Here is a 17371-nt window from a genome sequence, read left to right on the forward strand (position 1 = left end):
TCAAAAATCAACGCATAAAAAAGACCGTCCGTAGACAGTCTTTTTTCAAACCAATACTATTATGTTATTAAATTTATAGCAAAATGCGGCGTGGATCAGCCAGTAGCGTTGCAATATAACGAGTAAATACTGCAGCGTCTGCCCCATTAATCACACGATGATCGTAAGACAATGATAACGGTAGCATCAGGCGTGGCTCAAAGCTTTGCTTTTTGGCATCCCAACGTGGCTGCATACTTGCCTCAGACACACCTAAGATACCAACTTGTGGCCAGTTCACTAGTGGTGTAAACGCTGTACCACCTAGGTTACCTTGGCTTGAGATAGTAAAGCTAGCTCCTTGCAAATCTTTGGTGCTAAGCTTCTTATCACGCGCTTTAACGGCAAGCTCACCGATTTCGATAGCAATCTGCTTCAGACCTTTATCCTGCACGTTTTTGATAACTGGTACGATGAGGCCGTCATCAGTTGCCACTGCGATACCCATATTGACACTTTTACGCAAGATAACTTGAGTATTGTCATCGCTTAAATGACTATTAAAGCGTGGGTGCTGAGTCAATGCATAGGCCGTCGCTTTGACCACAAAGGCTAAGATAGTGAAGCCAATACCTTCTGCCTTCATACCACCTTTTAACTCGCCACGTAATTTTTCTGTCTCAGTGATATCTGATAAGTCAAACTGCGTCACTTGCGGTAGCAATGTGTTGTAATTGAGCTGTGGTATCGACACTTTCTGTAAACGGCTAAGGTCTAGTGTAGATGTCTCACCCCAAATCTCAGTATTACTCATGTCAGGTAAGCTTGGTAAGCCTGAACTCGCCACACCGCTGCTGGCAGGTGCTGCTTTTTGAGTGGTCAGACTCTCTTTGACATGCGCAAACAAGTCTTCTTTTAGAATACGATCATTCAGTGCTGAGCCACTTACTTTTGTGATATCCACACCCAACTGACGTGCAAGCTTACGTACGGCTGGACCTGCATAAACATCGACCAGCTTTTCATTGACTTGTGTTTCTGTCAGTTTTTCAGCTTTCTTACTGGCGACCACGTTAGGCGTTGTAGATTTTTCTGCCTGTTTTGGCTCACCAGTTGTTTTAGCAGCAACTTTCTCTTCTGATTTGGCTGGTGCTGACTCTTTCGACTCAGAACTATCTGATGCAGATTCGCTCTCATCAGCAGCGTCTGTACCACTGCTCATGATAACGATAAAGTCTTGACCATTGGCGACCATATCACCTGTCTGGACTAAGATTTTTTCAATCTTGCCAGCTTCTGGTGCTGGTACTTCGACAGATGCTTTGTCAGATTCAATCAATAAAATCGACTGATCCGCAGTCACTGTATCGCCTACACTGACCATAATTTCAGAAACTTGCGCTTCATCAACACCTAAGTCAGGTAGTGCATGAGTCGTTGACTTACTAGCATTCGCAACTGGCTTGGCGCTAGACTCTGATGACTTTGATTCAGTCTCAGCTGGCTCAGCTTTTGCTTCTGGCTTAGCAGCAGCGGCTTCTTCTGTATCACTCGCTTCTTGATTGTCATCAGCAGCGCTATCATCACTTTCCGCACTGTCTTCTGCACTCTCAAGCTCAATCAGCACCATGCCTTCGCTAACTTGATCACCAATAGCAATATTGATCTTGGTGACTTTACCAGCAGCAGAGCTTGGGACTTCAACTGAGGCTTTGTCAGATTCTAATAATACGATGTTGTCATCTTTTGCGATGACATCACCGATTTCTACCATAATCTCGCTGACTTCGGCGCTATCAACACCCAAATCGGGGGCTTTAATGTCCATGATTTATCTCCTAGTCTTATGGTTATTATTCTTTGACATCACCATCATTGAGTACATTTGCATCTGCTTGATCTTCAGCACGACCTTCACTACTGATTTCTTCATCATCTTCAGCAACGAACTCAGGTACAGGATTTGGATTGACGTTACCTGGTGCTGGCGCATCTGGAGAGTGATCCGAATAAGACTGCTGTTGCCATGCTGGTGGCTGATCCACATCAATGCCTAGGCTAGAAATAGCGTCTTTAACCAAACGCATCTCAACTTCACCCTCATCCGCTAGACGTTTAAGCGTTGCAACAACGATATGTGCGGCATCAACGTTGAAGAAACTGCGTAAGTTTTCACGCGTATCAGAACGGCCATAACCATCAGTACCTAACGTGGTATAAGGACGGTTGTCGGGTAACCAAGCACGGATTTGCTCTGAGTAATTGCGCATATAATCTGTCGCTGCGACCACAATACCTTCGTGCGGTGCCAACTGCTCAGTAACCCAAGGCACTTTCTCTTCATCCATTGGATGCAGACGGTTGTAGTCGTCACATACCATACCATCACGAGTCAACTCGTTGAAGCTGGTCACGCTCCATACGTTAGACGTAATATTAAACTCATCTTTTAGGATCTGTGAGGCTTTTTGTACTTCGCGTAAGATAACACCTGAGCCCAATAGCTGCACTTGTGCTGAGCCATTGTCCTCGAGCAGATACATACCACGTTTGATACCTTCCTCGGCACCTTCTGGCATTTCAGGTTGCTCGTAGTTCTCATTCATTAGCGTTAGGTAATAATAGACACGCTCGCCTTCACCATACATGCGGCGTAAACCATCATGCATAACCACTGCTAATTCATAACCAAAGCATGGATCATAGGTCACACAGTTAGGCACGACATTGAACAAGATTTGTGAATGTCCATCTTGATGCTGCAAGCCTTCGCCGTTCAAGGTAGTACGGCCAGCTGTTGCACCCAATAAGAAGCCCTGTGCTTGACAATCACCTGCCGCCCAAGCCAAATCACCCACACGTTGGAAACCAAACATCGAGTAGTAGATATACATTGGAATCATCGGTAACGCGTTCACAGAATAGCTGGTTGCTAATGCAATCCACGTACTCATTGCGCCTGCTTCGTTGATACCTTCTTCTAACATGTGACCATCGATAGCTTCTTTATAGCCCATCAATGCTTCACTGTCTTCTGGCGTGTATTTTTGACCAACAGCTGAGTAGATACCCAGTTGACGGAACATACCTTCTAGACCGAAAGTACGTGCTTCATCAGGTACGATTGGTACGACACGATCTTGGATGTCTTTGTTTTTAAGCATCGCTGATAGTAAGCGTACGAATACCATGGTCGTCGATTGCTCTTTACCATTACTGCCTTTTAATACCCGATCGAACATCGATAGTTCAGGGATATTCAGTGGAATATGACCACTACGGCGGTTTGGCAGATGACCACCTAACGACTCACGACGACCTTTAAGATACTTCATCTCCGCTGAACCTTCTTCAGGGCGGTAGAATGGTAGAGTCTCTAACTGTGCGTCAGTAAACGGTAAATCAAAACGATCGCGGAAATACATCAAGGCTTCTTGATCAAGTTTTTTCACCTGATGCGATTTATTGACCGCTTGCGTTTGGGCAGATAAACCATAACCTTTAACGGTTTTAACTAAAATAACAGTCGGTTGGCCTTTGGTTTTCATGGCTTCACTAAATGCAGCATAAACTTTAACTGGATCATGACCACCACGGTTCAGACGCGAGATCTCTTCGTCAGTCAGGGCATCTGCCATTTCTTCTAGCTCTGGATATTTACCGAAGAATTCTTTTCGAGTAAATTCAGGCGTACGCGCTTCATATAGCTGATACTCGCCATCCACCACTTCTTCCATACGCTGCTTAAGCACACCTGTATGGTCTTTACCAAGTAACGAATCCCAGTTGCCGCCCCAAATGACTTTGATGACTCGCCAGCCTGCGCCGCGGAATACTGACTCTAGCTCTTGAATGATTTTGCCGTTACCACGGACTGGACCATCCAGACGCTGCAAGTTACAGTTGACTACCCATATTAGGTTGTCCAGCTTCTCACGACCAGCAAGAGAGATAGCACCTAAGCTTTCTGGCTCATCCGTTTCACCATCACCTAAGAATGTCCAAATCTTACGACCTTCTTTTTCTAGTAATCCACGGTTTTCCATATAGCGATGTACATGGGCATGATAAATAGACATGATTGGACCAAGTCCCATCGATACCGTTGGGAACTGCCAGTAATCCGGCATTAGATATGGATGCGGATAGCTTGATAGACCTTTGCCGCCTACTTCACGACGGAAGTTGTCAAGCTGATCTTCGGTCAAACGACCTTCTAAATAAGAACGGGCATAGATACCTGGCGCTGAGTGACCTTGATAATAAATCATGTCACCACCGAAGTGATCGCTAGCCGCGCGGAAGAAATGGTTAAAACCCGTTTCATAAAGCGTCGCACTAGAGGCGAATGTCGCTAAGTGACCACCTAGATCATCGTCATTCTTATTGGCACGCATAACCATAGCAAGTGCGTTATAGCGAATCAAAGCACGTATTTTACGCTCCATGCCTAGATCGCCTGGGTACATCGGCTCATCTTCGACAGCAATACTATTAACGTAAGCGGTGTCTAATCGATTGAAAGGCAGTCCTTCTTGAACCGCCATGTTGTACAAGGCTTTTAGCAAAAACTGAGCACGATCTTTATCCGCATGTTTGAGGACAGACTCAAAAGCCTGCAGCCATTCCTGTGTTTCGGTGCTATCAGCATCCTTATAATAATTCATCATTGTTGTCCTTGTTTGTCAGTCAATCCTGCGCAATAGCAGGAAGTTATTAAATCAAAGTATTACTCAATACTGTCTTATATACATTATGTGCTCAATGACGTCCTTGTTAATTTTAAGAAGTTACGTTTCATATTGAAGCGTGTATGACCGTACTTTACCGCTCTACAATGTCGAACCGCTTAATATAATGATTCTAAAAGTAGCAGTGCTATCCATTACATATGAATGGAATAGTTAGGTAGTCAGGACAAAGTCATCACTCAACGCCTACAGTCAATTATCAAACGATAATAACTCTTTATTATAGGCGCTTATAACCTAAATGTTTATAGCTGTAGAGAAATGACGATATGACAAGTATTTTTAAAATAAATAATGATTAGTTATTAGGTAAATAATTATTGATGTATGGCTTTACTAGCCTCGTCGCTACTAGTCTCATTGCTACTAGCCTCAACGCTGAGAACTGATATTGAAGATAACGTTTTATCGTTTAAACAAACCTTTCGTCTTTTTTGGCTATAGGCTGATTCATAAAGGCTTTACTATATAGATACGTCAAATTACCTTTCTTATACGGTAAAACTGTATTTACAGTAAATATCATCTAGAGGCTTCAAATGGACAAGTGTCAAACAAAAGGTTTAAAGCACTATTCAAACTCTACGCTCATGTTTGGCATAACGACTGCGTCTATTTTGATTATGGGCACAGTCGTAACCATTGGAGCAAGAGCAAGTGCTTTTGCCCCATCTGAGAATCCAACATCTACAGTTGCCGCCTGTCCTGCAAATCATAAAATGTATTACGTCGGAGCTTCTGCTCCTACCTCAACGGACACAGCCCCTGTCACTTCTCAAGCACTCAGTTGGACAGCAGGAAACACGACTAAAACATTCACTTTCGCAGAAACGTCAGGCAATAAGACATTTGTCATCAGCTTTTCTTCAATTGTAGATAAGACCACTACTAGCATAAGCTCACCAGCAAATGCTACATCACCTTTTTACGATAGTCTTAGCGGTGTGACCACGTCAGCATTAAACTTGGTGCATAGTTCTCCAATTTCAACGACGTCTAAGACAAATCATTTATTGGATATCACGGTTAACCGACCTACCAGTAAGACAGGGTACAAAATTCAAGATGTAGACTCCCTAACGACCAATAGCTTAACACCCTATATAGAACAAGTAGATGTGTCTGCCAATAGCGGTAAGCTGACTTACGTCAGCGCGTATCAAACCATAAACACTGCCGGTACTATTGTGACTGGTAAAAAAGGTCTGAACTGTAGTACTGGGGGTTGTACGATTGATGCAAATTGGAATTACACACTCGCGGATATCGCACTCAACTTAAAACATAACAATACACTAAGCGAAGTAAACAGCCCGCATGCGGTTGGCTACTCAGACTTTTACTTTTGTCTTGCACCACCCAAAATAATCATAAAAACAGTACTAAATGGTACTCGTGTCAATAGTAGTGATCAGTTCAAAGTTGAAGTTACCAATGGCACAACCGTTGTAGACGCTGTGACGACTACAGGTACTACTACAACCGTTAGTAATGGTACTAGCGCCGTTCTGACTTTAAAAGACTCAACCAGCTATACTATTGCAGAGCGCATTTTAAATGGTGGGAGCATTAGCAACTATAATGCCAGTTATGCTTGTACCAATGGCTCAACGGGCAGTACGACGGTGATGCCTACTGGCACAGCCAGCTCATTTACGTTATCCAATTTAAACTATGGTGATGAAATCACATGTACTATCACAAATAGTCCTAACTATGTGTTCTCAGGTACTGTTTTTAATGACAATGGTGGCATTACCGATGCCCAAGCTGATGCCACCAACAGCACCATCACAAGTGGCGTGTATAGCAACTCAAACTATTTCAACGGCATATTGAACGCCCCTACTGAAACTGGTATCTCTGGTAGTACCATTACGTTAGTGGATAAGTGTGAAAACCCAACCAAAACCTATGCCACACAAACCTTAACATCGACAAACGCAAGCGATATTGGTACTTACCAATTTAACATCGCTAGCAGTGTCATCGGTACTCAAAGCTCTGTTTGTCTCATTGAAACCTATAGTGGTACCGCCTATCCTGTACGCACAACGATTGATAAACGTACCGTCAGCTTAGTAACCAATACCTATAGTTACTCCAGTAATGATTTTGGCCGAGTGATTACCAACAACTCAGCCATCGTACTTGAAAAAGAGCAAGCAGCAAATACGTGTAATATTACAGACCTGACTACAGTCACCACCTATAGTAAGAATGCATTATCTAGCTCGACGAATGGTGCCGATGTACAACCAGGTCAATGTATTGCTTACAAAATTACAGCCACAAATCGCGCAAATATGGATATTAGCAACTTTATTATGCAAGATGTGCTACAAAAAAATGACGCTAGTAATCCAGCAGATACCACGGTTACTTCTGTATTGGCAAATCCAACACGAGCCTCTGGCATTTACAGCGATAGTCTCGTCAAAGGTCAGAATGGGACTATTACTACTATAGCTACCGTATTGACGAAAAGGAGCGCTCGCACCTTCTATTTCAACACTCAGTATGGATCAACGCAGTCCAAATAAACTTCTAAGTAATCCTCTACAGCCCTTACCCAACATGAACAACTGTCGATATCATTTATTGATCGACAGTTGTTTTTTTTTGCCTGTTTAACTGGGTATTCTTACCATTCAGCTGCTTTATAACTCACTCTATCTGCTTTTTCTGAGCTTAAATAATAAACGATATATAATTACCTTAAGAATACTAAAAACGTATTTTACTTACATCAAACATACAGAACATGCTGAAAACACGTTGGAAAAATTCACGAAATGAATTGGTTTGTTGAAGTGAGATAAACATTTTTTACTGAAAGAGAAACACATTATGAAATTTTCTGCCATAACAACCAAATTAGTCATGACCTCTATATTATGTGCCAGTTTTCTGGCCAATGCACATGCAGCAGACGCTTTGAAAATGGAATTACAAGCCAACAAAGTCATTAAATCTGCTGAAGGCAAAGCAACCTACGTTGCTGCATCGGATGCAAAAAAAGGGGAAGTTGTACAGTACCGTGCCAAATATACCAACACGATCGATCAGTCTATTAATGATGTGGCAGTCACACTGCCTATTCCCGCAAACATGAAGTTTACTGGTGAAGCAGTACCGAATAGCGCACAAGCCACTACAGATGGTACAAACTATGCAGATATGCCCCTCATGCGCAAAGTAAACGGAAAGGTGGTTGAAGTGCCTTTATCAGAATACAAAGCTCTTCGTTGGAATATCAAACATCTACCTGCGAAAAAATCAGCAGATGTTGCACTCAACGCCACTGTTAACTAATTGTTATTACCCTTTATTACTTATATCTCTAGGAAAACTACCGCATGAAACCAAATCTATTTAAATATTCAGTATTAACTGTTGGTATTGTCGCTGCAATGGGTACTGTCACTGCCAATGCTGCCACTCAGTCATATGATGCTACCAATGCTTTTTCAGTGAAAAACAAAGCATCAGCTACCTATACTGTTGCAGGTAATACAACATCACAAACTGTAACGTCAAACGAAGTGGTAGTGAACGTATCAGAAAAAGGGGCATTTAGCTTAATTGCGACCAATGATGATACCGCTGCTGGTGGCACTGTTGGTGATGACCTGAACAAAAATCTCACTATCAACCCTCAAGCCAAATCAGCCGTAGCGTTCACCCATACGTTGACCAATGCTGGTAACGTCTCTGATACCTATACCATCACCCTTGCTAACGCAACAGGGGATGATTTTGATTACAACCTCACTACTAGCACCATCGTCTATCAAATCAAGCAAAGTGGCGTAAATTTTGGTAGTGCAGTAACCATCGCTAACAACGGTAAGATCGTACTTGCGGCCAATCAAAGTGCAGAAATCACTGTTAATACATCTGCTGATGCAGAGCGTATCATCAATAAAAACGGTATCTTGACCGTGACGGCAACCAGTACTTATTTAACCAGCAAAAGCCAAACTGCTGCTGCGAGCAACACTGACAATGCCATCACTACAACGCCGCTATATGCCATCACAAAATCAGCAACGACCAATCTTGGCACCAAAGTTTTTGATTTGAATAATTCTAGTGCTTATATTATTTATACGATTACTGTCAAAAACGAAGGCACATTAGCGGGTACGGCCGTCAAGATATCTGATGCCATACCAACGGGTTTGGTCGCTATTAAATCTACCGAAACCAACTACGTTGCCCCAACTGTGACCGCTAGTGCAGGCAGTATAGCGAAAACTGTGGTTATTGGAACAGACGCCAAAACTATCACAGTAACGGATCAGGATATCAAGATAGGCGAAACCATCACGATCACTTTCCGTGCGAAAAAAGACAGCACCGTTACCACCACAGCAACCTCTATTACTAACTATGCTGTGGTAACTGACAGTACGGCCGACAACGGCACGTTTGACCTTGTTGATAGCTCGGGTGATACAAACGATAAATCAGTCACTGAGAAGAACTACGAAGATGGCACCTTGGGTAAAGACAACAACACCAATGCAACTATCACGACTAGTAACCAAACCCGATCTCTGACCATCACAGCAGGTGAAAGCAAAGAAGTTGCCTTAGTAACGAGCGGTGCAAGCCTTGGCAATACTTATGTTTATACCATTACTAACAAAGGTACAGACATAACAGAAGCTACCACCACAGGTTCTACTGCGGGCGCTGTTAAGTTATCTATCACGCCTACTGCGGCCACTAACAGCACCACTGACGACCCAAACATTGCTATCACTCGCGTGTTTGTAGATGCTAATAGCAACGGTGTTTATGACTCTACTGAGACTGTCTTGACTGGTACTAATGGTATTTATGACCTAAATGCAGCAGCCACTGCTGGTTTAGCGCCAAATGCCTCCGTTATCATCGGCGTACAGGTTGTCACTACTGGTACTAGTAACATTGCAGGCGGCGTGAATAACATTGGCAACTACGAAACCTTGACCATTGCCGTATTACCACAAGGGACTGTTTCTGGCACAGCAAAACCTGCTGACGTTAGCACTACCTCTACCACCACCATGCAAGGCATCAACCTACAAAAATACCAGTTGGCTGATAACTGTACCGTAACGGCCGCTAGTATCGCTTATACCGATAGCCGCTGGGTACAAACTGCTAGCACAGCAACGGCAGGCCAATGTATTTTTTATAAACTTGAAGCCACCAACACTTTCACGACCACAGCCATTAGCAACATCGTGGTATCAGATACATTAGATACGAACGTGACCTATCGTAGCGATTTTGCATCAAACGCCACGGCCACTGACGGTACGGTAAGCCCTTTGGTTAAAGGTACATTTGCAACCTTAGCTGCCAAAGCGAGTGCGGCCATCAAGTTCTCTGCCACAATCTCACAGGCTGGTAGCACTACTACGAATTAATAGGTTATTAACGCCTTAACAACCTGTTTCATTTATTGTTTTCGTCCTTGTCTTAATCACAGATTAAGACAAGGGCACACCACCCAATCAAAATGACACTATTTTTATTATATTTTCTTTCATAAGTAGGATTACTGAATATGCATCACGCAATATCTTCGTCTCGTAACCCACGCTTCCGTATTGGAGCGCTGACTACGTTAGCCACGTCGATGCTACTTATGCAAGCAAATATGGTTCATGCTGAAGATGGCAAAGGCGTTATTGATATTAATAATACGGCCAGTGTCAGCTACCACTCGGCTGACGGTAGCGTGCAAGCGGGTATTTCTAATAAGGTTAATATTACAGCCTTTACCCTACCCCAACATGCCATCACTTTGACCCAGCCTTTGTCAAAAACCGTCAGTGTGGGTGCAACTGCTGAGTGGATCAATGTCCTGTCTAATAATGGCACGTATGATGAAACCATCTCGTTAAGCTATGATTATCCAAGCAGCTTGTCTAATTTCAAAGTGTACCAAGACATTAACAAAGATGGTTTGATTGATGCAAATGACCTGCAAATCACAGATCTCAAACAGATCAAAATTGGTCAAGGCGAAAGCATACAACTGATTGTACAAGCATTGACTGACCTTAGTGCTGCAGACGGTGATAGCGCTGATATAAAAATTGGCGCAGTGGTGCTGTCTGACGAATCTATTACAGCCTCAGTGACCGATAGCTTGACGATTGTTGCTCCTAGCATCAATTTTTCGTCGTCTAGTTTTAGTGGCACAAAAAGCACGTCGCAAGTTAGCGAAAGTGTCTATGTTGAAGCAAGCTTTGCACAGTGTAATGTTCAAGCGGATCAACCTGACCAAGTGTGGATAACGGTTACCTCTCCAACAACTGGTGATACTTATTCGCTGAAAGCATTAGAAACTGGCAATAATACTGGTAAATATCGTCTAACAGCGGCTACCGCAAATAATGCAAATGCGGTGACAGATACCATTATTCAAACCTTAAGTAATGACATACTTACCGCTAAACTGGTTGCTTGTGTTGCGCCTTCTGTTGGCTTGAATCAACAACCCAGTCAAACCGACTTATCTTACGTGACTGAACAAGTCTCAAATAAAATAACCATCACTAATGATGCCGCAAGCTTACAAGTCACAAAAGAAGGCGATGTAAAAACTGCCGAATTTGGTGACTATGTAAACTATAGCATCACCGTCAAAAACGACGGCTCAGCAACCGCTTATGATGTAGAGCTAAAAGATGCCCTACCACGTGGCTTTGCTTACGTTTCAGGCAGTCTGAGTTATAGCAGTAGCACGAGCCAAACCACAGAGTTTACGACCGAAGGCAAATACAAGGTCTTAAGTTTGGGTGATATGAGCAGTGGTGAGAGCAAGAGCATCACGTATCGCGTATTGATTGGCTCAACTGCATTAGGCGGTGATGGTATCAACCGTGCCACTGCTACTGCACGTAACGCCCAAGACCAAGCATTGGTTTCGAGAGAGGCACAGTGGCCAGTTGAGGTTAGCCGTGGCTTGATGAACACCGATGGCATTATTATTGGTAAAGTCTATCACGACATCAATCGTGACGGTATTCAGCAAAAAGAAGCAGGCGAGCTTGGCGTTGCAGGTATCCGTATCTACATGGAAAACGGCAGCTTCATCGTCACTGATTCTGAAGGTAAATACAACTTTTATGGGGTAAGTGCGAAAACGCACGTGCTCAAAGTAGACCGCACTACGCTACCGAGAGAAACAGAACTGATTACCCAAAGTAATCGTAATGCTGGCGATGCTGGCAGCCGTTTTGTCGATCTAAAATATGGTGAATTGCATCGTGCAGACTTTGCCATTGTAAGTGGTATGGCAGATAGCACTGAACGTTTAAACGAGGAGCTTGTTGCTCGTAGCAAAAGCATTAACGCTAAAAACAATGCGCTAGAACAAGCCATCAAAAGCGAACTTGTGTTAGAACCTGATTACGACACTGATGATGACAATGTTGATGCCAGCGGTTGTAAGTCAATTGACGGCTTGGATCAAAGTATCAGCTGTGATTCAGCAATTATCAATGATTTAGCGACATTTCATGAGGCTAAAGTAGATTTAGCCATCACTACCATTTTGCCACCTGCACCAAAAGAGCTTGAAGAATACCTTAAACAAGTCGCTAATAACGATGTCGCTTTTATCAACTTGGGTGAAGGCCAACAACTGACCTCATACAAACAATTGGTACAAATTCAGGCGCCACTAGGATCGAACTTTACGTTATATGCCAATGGTAAGGCTGTGTCTGATGAATTAATTGGTAAAACAGCAGAACAAGAAAAGCAAAGTGTCGCTGCTTTTGACTACTATGCCGTCGAGCTAAAACGTGGACGTAACACCTTGCGTGGTGTCGCAAAAGACGTGACCGGAAAAATTATATCAGAACAATCTATTGATGTATTAACACCAGATAGCTTGCAAGCCATTGATTATCGTACTCAAGACTACTTAGTTGAAGCGGATGGCATGAGCGAATACCAAGTGGTTATTAGCTTGAAAGATCGTGACAACCGTGCGTTCATTCCAGCAACCGCTCTTACTATTGATACAAATATCGGTCGCATTAACCTTGAAGACAGCAATAAAAATCAAGCTGGCACACAAGTTACGGTTAACGGTGGTGAGCTGTTGGTTTCAGTTATCGCCCCAAGCGCTCCCGGTAAGGGCGAGCTGACTATTGATACTGGCAGTAGCAAACAAGTTATTCCATTACAGTTTACTGCCAAATTGCGTCCGCTGATTGCTGTTGGTATCGTAGAAGGCGCTATCTCACTCAAAGACTTTGATGGCAGTAGTATTACCGATGCACAGGGCGCTTTTGAGCAAGAGTTACATGAGTTTGCAGGCAATGATGACTACTCAGCAACCGGCCGTGCGGCGATGTTCCTAAAAGGTAAAGTGCGGGGCGACTACCTCCTCACCCTATCTTATGATAGCGATAAAAAAGGTGAACGCTTATTCCGTGATATTGACCCTGGCGAATACTATCCCGTATACGGCGATTCATCAGCCAAAGGGTTTGACGCTCAATCTACTAGCAAGCTGTACGTACGTCTTGATAAAGGTCGCTCGTTTGCTATGTATGGCGATCTAAAAACCCAAATTGACAATGATGAAGGTATCAAGCTTGGTCAGTACAGTCGTACGCTAACAGGTGGTAAGGGTCAATATGAAAACGGCAAAACGCGTATTACTGCCTTTGCTGCCGAAACCAGCTCGTCACAGCGTGTTAGTGAAACCCGTGGCCTAGGTATTTCAGGCCCATACGACCTTGCCGATAATTTTGATGACGTATTAGAAAACTCTGAAACCGTAGAAATCATCACACGTGATGCGAACAATTCCGGAATTATTATCAGCCGTGAAACCCTAACATCACTATCAGATTACGAAATCGACACCGTTAGCCGTAGTCTATACTTAAAGTCGCCTATTGCCAGCCAAGATGTTGACGGCAACCCTATTTATTTACGCATCACTATTGAGGTTGATGAAGGCGGCGAAAAATACTGGGTCGGCGGTGTGGCAGCAAAGCATCAACTGACAGACAAAGTCTCTGTCGGTGGTAGTTACATCAATAGTGATGACCCACTGAACAAAGAAGAGTTGGCCAGCATTAACAGTGTGGTGCGTTTTAACGACAAGTTAAAACTGGTTGCAGAATATGCCAAAAACACTGCAGAAAATCCTGATTATGAATCAAGCAGTGTCATTGGTGATACCAATACCAAAGGCGATGCCTTACGCGTTGAGCTTAATTATAACGACAATAAGCAAACCCGCGCTAAAGCTTATTACAGCAAAGCAGATGAAGGCTTTGTCACTGCGGCATCACCATTAACGTCTGGGCGTACTGAATCTGGTTTAAATGTTGTTCATACATTGGATAACGCTAAAACATCGCTTAAGTTTGAAGGTGTTAGTAGTAAAGACCATACCACTGACGAGAGTATTGACGGCATACAAGCCACCGTTGAACAACGTTTGAGCACCAATATTGTTGGTGAAGTAGGTGTGCGTTATTATAAAGAAGAAAATATCGACACCACAGATGACGATGTTTTCACAGACGATAGTAGCACCGATGTAAATCTTGAAGGCACCACCGCTCGTGCTCGTATTACTGCACGCCTACCTAAGCTGAATAACAGTTTGGTTTTTGCTGAATATGAACAAGACATTAGCAAAAGCTCACGCAATGCTACGTCTGTGGGTGCCGAAACACCACTTGCTAACTTAGGCCGTTTATATGCGCGTCATGAGCTTATCAACGACTTGTCAGGCACTTATGGGCTTGATGATACAGATGAGCACCAACATACTGTGGTGGGTTTTGACGCCAACTATATGAAAGACGGCAAAGTATATAGCGAATACCGTGCCAGCGATACCATTAGTGCGCGCGAAGCAGAAGCAGCCATCGGCCTTAAAAACAAATGGTATGTACAAGATGGTTTAACCTTGAATACCTTACTTGAGCGTGTAGAATCACTAGAAAAAGATGATGATGATGATGATGATGACGACAGTACCGCAACAGCAGTAGGATTTGGGGTTGAGTATCTTGCCAAAGAAAACTATAAGGCTTCAGGTCGACTAGAAAAACGTTGGGCCGATTCCAGCGATACCTTGCTAGGTAGTGCAGGCATCGCTTACCGTTATACCGATGATATTACCTTATTAGCCAAAGATATTTATTCACAGATTGAATACGAGGATGGTTATCGCACTATCAACCGTTTTCAGCTGGGCGCAGCATACCGTGATTACAATAGTAACCAACTTGATATGTTAGCCAAGCTTGAGTATCGCTTAGATGACTATGCTACAGGCACTGACCCTTATAAAAAAGACACCATCGTTTGGTCATGGAATGGCAACTACCATCCAACTCGTGCGATGACATTGTCTGGACGCTATGCTGGTAAATATACAGAATATGATGCTGACAATATTGTCAGTGACAATACAGCACATGCGCTTTATGGTCGCGGTTTATATGACATCAGTGAACGTTGGGATGTAGGTGTGCAGGCAGGCACTTACTGGAACAAGCAAGCGGAAGACATGTCTTATATGCTTGGTGCTGAAGTAGGATATAGTCCTATGACTAACTTGTGGTTGTCACTCGGTTATAACTTCATGGGATTCGAAGACGAAGATATCGCTTATGATGACACGACCCAACAAGGCGCATACTTTAGACTACGCTTTAAGTTTGATGAAGATCTATTCAAACGTGAAGATCCACGCAAAAACACACGCCTAGTCAGTGACTCTACCTTATAGTTTGACAACATTGTTCTCAGATACTGATGACAATGTTGCACTGACTCTGTTATTTGTCATCAGCTGATAGGCCTTAAATCTAGCCATAATAATGATAAATATCAATACTTATTACCTTAATACAAGGTTTGCATCATGTTTAAATCTGTCATTAAAGCCATTTCGTGCAAACAGCCAATATATACTGCACTCTCGGCAGCAGTCCTGCTAACCATTGTCTCACCCGTTTTAGCAGAAAGTCATACTGCACAGATCGTAGACAAGCATAGCACTACTGATTGTCGTAATGATGCTCAAGCTCAAGTGCCTTCTTATAGGTACCAAAGTAATGAGCAACGCGTCCTGAACTGTATGGTAGCCCAGCTAAAACCTTACCAACAAGCCGATAAAACCGCGCAGCAGCAGTATCTTGCTTATAAGGCACAAGCATGGCTAAACTATGCTATTCATCAAGACAGTATGAATAGCAAATCGCCTGCTGGTAGCATGGCGACAGAAATGGCCGAACCTATACTACAAGCGCTAGAGACTGATACGACACAAAAAATTGCCCTAGACCAAGATATACCTGCCCACTCTGCTCTCATGCGTCCTGATCTATGGGCAACTTTAAGTGCTCTCAAAGAGAGCAATGGTATCGTCTCAGCACCACGCGAGATAGCTTTTAGCGAAGTGGCCCTCATTTGGGCAGCCACCAATCAATGTGAACGTGGCTGGCGAGAGTCAAGTATGCACTTTCGTATGGCAGACCGCTGGCTTGAGCAAGCACGCGAGGCTTATGTGAATGCGCACGATTCACAGACCAATGTGAATTTAGAACAGCTAATCGTCCGTTATTATAAGCAGTATGCCCCTTTGGACACGGGTCATGATGTCTGCCGAGGACAAGTGTTAATTTCGATTTCATAAAACCATTCTATAAAACGACTGTAGCCGTATTGATAGCCATCCCTCCTAAATATAGTAAACACAAAAAAGCCGACATACTATGTCGGCTTTTTCTATATATTCGTGAAGCAATCGTTCTACACTGATACTTTTTTACGTGGTAGCTTTTCTGGTAGGTAGCAACGTAAATAGGCAATAAATGCAGTGTTCGCTTCTTGGATATAGTCATCAGTGATTTTCTGATGACGGCGATAAGATAACGTAAATATAGAGTTGATAATGCTATAAGCAATTAACAAGGTATCTTGGATGTCATGGAAACCTGGCATCTCATAACGTTCTGATAGACGCTTATAAACCAAATCAACGATCTGATGGTTGATGTCTTCACCAAAACTATCACCTTCAAAATCAGGCGTGTTAGTGTCATAGATGAGCTTTGCTTTGGTTTCATCCTTATGGAATATCGTCACACACTGGTCAATCAGTGCGGTCAAATAACCCTGCCATCTATCATAACTACCAACATCAACCGTTTCTACTATTTCTAATATTTCAATGGCATTCAAAAAGCGTAATGCTAAAAATATTGCTTCGATATTAGGAAAGAAATGATAAGCAGATGCTCTTGGAATACCTGCTTCTTCACAGACAGCAGCCAAGGTAATATCATTGATGGGTAATGTTTCACTCAGCTTTTTTGCACCAGCCAACAGTTTTTGACGGCGTGCACGGCCTTGCTGACTCGTAAACTTAAATTTATTTGGTACAAGCTTTTTTGCCAGCTCCGAGTCTACCAACACGTCTTCAATCTTTTCGTCTTTATTTTCGCTCATTATAAGTCTCTTAAAGTTACACCCTATTTTATAAATACAATTTTCACTGGATAATATTTATCCGAAATGAAAGAATCACATCCTATTAGTGATTAATATAGCGTCAATATGAGCGCTACTACATCTAAAGGAGACGCATC

8 protein-coding genes are annotated in these 17371 nt (G+C 43.0%); 5 read left to right on the forward strand and 3 right to left on the reverse strand.

Annotation, left to right across the window (positions count from 1 at the left end):
* Positions 1-73 precede the first annotated feature (73 nt).
* Both I6E61_RS09530 and aceE read right to left on the reverse strand, forming a co-directional pair.
* A complete protein-coding gene (locus tag I6E61_RS09530; protein ID WP_197133728.1) occupies positions 74-1807 on the reverse strand; it encodes a 2-oxo acid dehydrogenase subunit E2 in 1734 nt (577 codons plus the stop codon).
* Positions 1808-1832: 25 nt separating this feature from the next.
* Complete coding sequence (gene aceE / locus I6E61_RS09535; protein WP_197133733.1) at positions 1833-4646, reverse strand: pyruvate dehydrogenase (acetyl-transferring), homodimeric type; 2814 nt, start codon at positions 4644-4646, stop codon at positions 1833-1835.
* A gap of 623 nt (positions 4647-5269) precedes the next feature.
* Between aceE and I6E61_RS09540 the strand changes: the two genes are divergently transcribed.
* The 5 genes from I6E61_RS09540 to I6E61_RS09560 all read left to right on the forward strand — a co-directional run bounded on the left by I6E61_RS09540 (position 5270) and on the right by I6E61_RS09560 (position 16416).
* On the forward strand, positions 5270-7273 hold the full coding sequence (locus I6E61_RS09540) for a hypothetical protein (protein WP_197133736.1): 2004 nt from the start codon (positions 5270-5272) through the stop codon (positions 7271-7273).
* 307 nt (positions 7274-7580) lie between these two features.
* A complete protein-coding gene (locus I6E61_RS09545; RefSeq protein ID WP_197133739.1) occupies positions 7581-8045 on the forward strand; it encodes a hypothetical protein in 465 nt (154 codons plus the stop codon).
* A 44-nt stretch (positions 8046-8089) separates the two neighbouring features.
* Positions 8090-10153 (forward strand): hypothetical protein, encoded by a 2064-nt coding sequence (locus I6E61_RS09550; RefSeq protein WP_197133742.1) that lies wholly within the window; start codon positions 8090-8092, stop codon positions 10151-10153.
* A gap of 140 nt (positions 10154-10293) precedes the next feature.
* Entirely contained in the window at positions 10294-15507 is a 5214-nt protein-coding gene (locus I6E61_RS09555) for an SdrD B-like domain-containing protein (protein WP_197133745.1), read from the forward strand.
* Positions 15508-15642: 135 nt separating this feature from the next.
* Entirely contained in the window at positions 15643-16416 is a 774-nt protein-coding gene (locus I6E61_RS09560) for a hypothetical protein (RefSeq protein ID WP_197133748.1), read from the forward strand.
* A 116-nt stretch (positions 16417-16532) separates the two neighbouring features.
* Here the strand turns inward: I6E61_RS09560 and I6E61_RS09565 are convergent, their stop codons facing one another.
* The gene (locus I6E61_RS09565) at positions 16533-17231 is read right to left on the reverse strand and encodes a TetR/AcrR family transcriptional regulator (RefSeq protein ID WP_197133752.1); all 699 of its coding nucleotides are present in this window, start codon (positions 17229-17231) and stop codon (positions 16533-16535) included.
* Positions 17232-17371: the final 140 nt, after the last annotated feature.

The sequence above is a fragment of the Psychrobacter sp. NZS113 genome (assembly GCF_015864825.1).
Classification (GTDB): Bacteria; Pseudomonadota; Gammaproteobacteria; order Pseudomonadales; family Moraxellaceae; genus Psychrobacter.